Source organism: Pseudoalteromonas sp. TB51 (assembly GCF_000498055.1).
GTDB lineage: Bacteria > Pseudomonadota > Gammaproteobacteria > Enterobacterales > Alteromonadaceae > Pseudoalteromonas > Pseudoalteromonas atlantica.
Window position 1 is genome coordinate 1 of sequence record NZ_AUTO01000140.1, and the last position, 4,881, is coordinate 4,881.

6 protein-coding genes are annotated in these 4,881 nt (G+C 41.1%); 4 read left to right on the top strand and 2 right to left on the bottom strand.

The window, feature by feature from the left end:
* Both L650_RS0107355 and L650_RS0107360 read left to right on the top strand, forming a co-directional pair.
* Window positions 1-332 (top strand): MFS transporter (locus L650_RS0107355; RefSeq protein ID WP_029772706.1); only part of this gene is annotated, 332 nt, incomplete at its 5' end.
* Between the two features lie 63 nt (window positions 333-395).
* On the top strand, window positions 396-1,400 hold the full coding sequence (locus L650_RS0107360) for a LacI family DNA-binding transcriptional regulator (RefSeq protein WP_024033435.1): 1,005 nt from the start codon (window positions 396-398) through the stop codon (window positions 1,398-1,400).
* 54 nt (window positions 1,401-1,454) lie between these two features.
* Here the strand turns inward: L650_RS0107360 and L650_RS0107365 are convergent, their stop codons facing one another.
* Window positions 1,455-2,120 carry a DUF2987 domain-containing protein gene (locus L650_RS0107365; protein WP_029772708.1) on the bottom strand — a complete coding sequence of 222 codons (666 nt, stop codon included), beginning with the start codon at window positions 2,118-2,120 and terminating at the stop codon, window positions 1,455-1,457.
* Window positions 2,113-2,922: a glucosaminidase domain-containing protein gene (locus tag L650_RS0107370; RefSeq protein WP_029772709.1), complete on the bottom strand. Its 810-nt coding sequence runs from the start codon at window positions 2,920-2,922 to the stop codon at window positions 2,113-2,115. Before L650_RS0107370 ends, L650_RS0107365 begins: the two co-directional genes overlap by 8 nt.
* Window positions 2,923-3,187: 265 nt before the next feature.
* Here L650_RS0107370 and L650_RS0107375 point away from each other — a divergent pair, with 265 nt between their 5' ends.
* The gene (locus tag L650_RS0107375; protein WP_029772710.1) at window positions 3,188-4,480 is read left to right on the top strand and encodes an anti-phage deoxyguanosine triphosphatase; all 1,293 of its coding nucleotides are present in this window, start codon (window positions 3,188-3,190) and stop codon (window positions 4,478-4,480) included.
* A 216-nt stretch (window positions 4,481-4,696) separates the two neighbouring features.
* The coding region (locus tag L650_RS0107380) for a DUF962 domain-containing protein (protein ID WP_029772711.1) at window positions 4,697-4,881 on the top strand (185 nt) is incomplete at its 3' end.

Sequence of the window (4,881 nt, forward strand, 5' to 3'; positions counted from 1 at the left end):
CCCCGCTACTATGGGCAAAAATGGCCGACACCATAGACTACGGGCACCACAAAACTGGGGTAAGAATTACTGGCCTTGTGTATTCGGGCGTTATATTTTTTATAAAAATGGGTGTGGCGTTAGGCGGTGCAATTGCAGGCTGGCTGCTGTCTTTTTATAATTATCAGGCGCAAACAATGCAGAGCCTTGATACGCAGCAAGGTATTTTATTATCGTTTACTATTATACCGGCGTTTGGTTCTTTGTTTGTTGCATTTATTATGCGTAAATACACGCTCAATAACGCACAGTTAGCCTCTATACAGGCATCGCTAAAAACTAGTGCTAGTTAACATTTGGTGGGTACGGTATTATTTGCCCGCCAAAATAAAGGATATAAGTGAGTTAACAATAACATGGCCACAATTTATGAAGTGTCGGAGCTTGCTGGCGTATCGTTAGCTACAGTGTCACGGGTAATGAATAAAAACACCCGCGTAAGTGAAAAAACCACTAAAAAAGTACTCGATGCAATGCAGCAGCTGGGCTATAAGCCCAACTCTATTGCGCAATCGCTTGCCTCAAACAGAACCAACAGCGTGGGTATTTTGGTCTCAGAGCTTCATGGTCCTTTCTTTGCTCAAATGATGGCAGGCATCGAGTCAGCCCTGCGCGCTGCGGGTAAGCACGTTATTATTACCACCGGTCACAGTGAAGACGATAAAGAAAAAGACGGCATTGAATTTTTAATTAGCCGCAAATGCGATGCGCTAATTTTACATGTAGAGTCAGTCAGTGATGACTACTTAATTGAGCTAAGTAAAGGTAAAACCCCTATTTACCTTATTAACCGATACGTACATTCACTTGAAAGTAACTGCATTAGCCTAGATAACGAGCTCGGCGGCTACTTAGCCAGTAAATCTATTGTTGAACAAGGCCACACAAATATTGCTTATATTGCGGGGCCGCAAGTTAAAGCCGATGCCAGAAACCGTTTAAAAGGCCATAAAAAAGCGCTGCACGAAAAAAACATCCCCTTTAATGAGGCGCTGTTTTACGAAGGTGATTTTAACGAAATTGGCGGCAGCAAAGGCCTTGAAAAACTACTCAACACGCGTATTCCGTTTAGTGCTTTAGTGTGTGCCAACGATGAAATGGCATCAGGTGCTATGAAATACGCCCGTGAGCATGGCTTTAATTTACCAAACGATTTGTCTGTTATTGGCTTTGATAACGTTATATTTGCCAATTACCTCTACCCTACACTTACCACCATAGATAACCCAGTAGAAGAAATGGGAGAAATGGCTGCAAAAATGGTGCTACAAGATGTCTATCAGTATAAAAACTTACACATAAACCGCGTGTTTGAACCCACCCTTATAAAACGTGATTCAACCCAAACACTGCCAAAATAACGCATAAAAAAACGGCGCTATATTAAGCGCCGTTTTTTATTAAACCCCAGTAACTTATTTTGCTATCCACGGGGTTACTTTAACTACGTTTTCTATATCACCGAGCAGATTTACGTCATCTTCCCAGTTATCCTGTACTGCAAAGTAGCAAATTGATTTTTCGCACTGTATATGTGGGTTATTAAAGGTCACAGGCTCTTTAAACGTTACAGCAACGCCTTTTTGCTCAGGCAATAAAAACCACATAAGCTTACTAACAAAAAAGCCCGATAAATCTGTTAAAAGTTCATCTAACTCGTTATTAATTGTGTACAACGAATCTTTAGTTAAGCTAAGCCCTTCAAATTCGCTGGCCTCAATTTGCAGTTTTAACTGACAATCGTGATCAGGGTTTTGTGGCTCTACAACAATAACGGCTTTATCCGTATCGAGCTGCTTATCAAACGGTAAAAGTAACTGTGCTTTATCGGTAAAATTAAGCGGGTATTCGTTATTTTCAGTTAAAATTGTGCCGCTTTTAATAGCGCATGCCTCGTTTGTGGCAATATCGCTAATGTAAAAGTTAACTCGTGCATATTGAAAGTCGCCCTTGTTAACCACTTTTAATCTATCGTAAAAGCCATCGTACGACATAACAAACTCTTTGGCATTGACGGTACTTACCGCCAAACTTAATAAAATGAGTATGGCGTTAATATTTATGAGTCGTTTTTTATTCATCAAAATAAGCTCTGTTTTGGTTAATCATGGTGTTTAGCTCTTCTATGTAGGCCTCGCCGCGCTCTGAGTACGACATTAAACCATGGGTTAGTGCCGTTGCCGCAATGGGCTTTTGCTGCTGTCGTAAATCTTCGCGTATAAGGCGTAAATCTTTGTAGGCATTATGTGTGTTAATATTTCTAAAATACGAGCTTACTGCCGCGCGTACCGACTTAAATGCAGCAACTTCGTGCGCCGCTCCACTATTGCGGCGTCTTGGCACCATACCGCAGCCTTTTGAATAGCACCATTGGCCAAAAAAGTTAAGCCCTATGCGTGCAAAGCGCGATGTACCCCACGCCGACTCATTCGCCGCTTGCATTAGCGCAAGCTCTTTAGGAATAATATCAACACGGCGCAGCGCTTGGCTTAAAATTAGGGTGTTTACTGTTTCAGGTAAGCCATAGGCTTTTAAAATATTAACGATGTCGCGCTGTTGTTTTTTCTCGAGCGGTTCGTTGTATTCAAGCATCATACGCGCAATTTCTAACTTAGCGCGTTGCTGTAATATTTTTTTATTTTCAGCCTCAACATGCGGGCGAATAAAATCAAAAAATGCCTGTTTTTTCTCTTTTACATCAGCAAATTCAGAAAATTTAGGTAAAGTAACATTGTGCAGGGGTTTTTCTTTTTTCTTTACTTTTTTAGGTTGTTCACCTGTGGTTTGTTCTTCAACCTCTTGCTCATTACTTTGCATAAACGGATATGCAAGCGCCCATAAAAAAAATACGCTTAGTAACAGCTTTAAAATGGTTTTTAGCATGTAGTCTCTCTTTCAAACAACAATTATGCATGGGTAATACACACACATACGAAACCCCATTATACCTAAGCCACTATATAAACGCGAATAACACTCTGTGTGTAACCCTTTAAGGGCCACGCTTTGCTAAAAAATGCTAAAGTGGCTGCTTGCGATAAATATACTATCCACCAGCTAAGGTTATGTACTTGTTCATTCGCAATTTATTAGGGCATGGGTATACTGAGCTTATACCGTGTATAACAACGTTTTGTGAGTAAGCAGTATGGATAAGCAATGGCAAAGCCGAATAATAGAACAGTATAAAAATCGCCCTAACGATAATCGCTCCCCCTGGCAGGTAGACCGCTCTCGTATAATTCATGCCGCAGCTTTTAGGCGCTTACAAGCAAAAACCCAAATTATGGGGATAGGCTTAAACGACTTTTATCGCACACGCTTAACGCATTCTTTGGAGGTATCGCAAATTGGTACCGGCATATTACGGCATTTAAAAGCACAGCACAGCGATTTTGAACACTTCCCCTCTACTGGTTTATTAGAAACCTTATGTTTAGCCCACGATATAGGCCATCCGCCGTTTGGCCATGGCGGCGAAATAGCCTTAAATTATATGATGCGTGAGCACGGTGGATTTGAAGGCAACGCACAAACATTGCGTATAGTCGCTAAACTTGAGCCATACTCTAACGGCCACGGCATGAACCTAACGCGCCGCACGTTGCTTGGCTTTATTAAATATCCCGCATTTATAGACGATTTATGGCACACCATTCCGAAGGTAAATAATACACGCTCATTTATAAAAGCAGATGATTGGCGCCCCGCTAAAGGCTTATACAAAGACGATGCACAAATATTTAAATGGATCATCGCCCCTTTAAGCGATAACGACAAAGCCCTATTAACTAGCCATACACCAATAGATCAGTACCGTGCAAAAACCCGTTATAAATCGTTAGATAGCGCCATAATGGAACATGCCGATGACATAGCATATGCAGTGCACGACCTAGAAGATGCCATAGCCACTAAAGTGCTTACACTAGATGATTGGCAAACACACGCATTACCCCACTTAAACGCGCTTAATTACGATTGGTTAAACACTAAATTAGACTCGCTTACCCAACGCTTGTTTTCAAAAAACGATTTTGAACGTAAAGACGCCATAGGCGAGCTGGTAAATATGTTTATTATTCATATTCATTTAGATGTTCAGCATGGTGATTTTGAGTGCCCTATTTTAAAGTACACTGCAAAGCTAGACCCACAGTACGAGCGCGTTTTACAAATACTCAAACATTTTGTATTTAACCGCTTAATACGCGACCCAGAAATGCAGCAAATAGAATTTAAAGGCCAAAACTTACTGATTGAATTATTTACCGCTTTTGCCAGTGACCCACTGCGTTTATTACCCGAAACAACGCAAGCGCTTTATCTAGACGCTGAAAAACAAAACCAAGGGATGCGCATAATATGCGACTACCTAAGCGGCATGAGCGATGAGTACGCCTATAAAACCTATCAGCGGTTATTCTCACCAGTACAATAAAAGCCACGAGCATATCCTGTTAAGCGTTTGGTTAAAGGAAGAGCCTGTGTAAGGGGTTATAGCAAATAAATAGGCGTGCGCAGGAGGCGTTATCGAGCCCACTCGGTTACAAACTTAGCGCCGCGATTAAATAACCTCTTGTTTGCAAAAATTTTTCCTGCAAAATCTAGCAGGCCCTTGTATATTTAATAAACTATAAAAATAAGAGCATTGACTATGAACACACCACACACTTTTAACTCCTTTAAAGCGTTTTACCCGTATTACTTAAAAGAGCACCGCAATGTAACCTGCAGAAGGCTTCACTTTATTGGCAGCACGCTAGTACTTGCAGTCATCTTTATTGCATTAATCAAGCAGCAATATAGCTTGCTGTGGTTATTACCGGTTATTGGCTACGG

Coding starts and splice junctions, on each gene's coding strand:
- L650_RS0107360 (WP_024033435.1), top strand. CDS start 396: ATGGCCACAATTTATGAAGTGTCGGAGCTTGCTGGCGTATCGTTAGCT.
- L650_RS0107365 (WP_029772708.1), bottom strand. CDS start 2,120: ATGAATAAAAAACGACTCATAAATATTAACGCCATACTCATTTTATTA.
- L650_RS0107370 (WP_029772709.1), bottom strand. CDS start 2,922: ATGCTAAAAACCATTTTAAAGCTGTTACTAAGCGTATTTTTTTTATGG.
- L650_RS0107375 (WP_029772710.1), top strand. CDS start 3,188: ATGGATAAGCAATGGCAAAGCCGAATAATAGAACAGTATAAAAATCGC.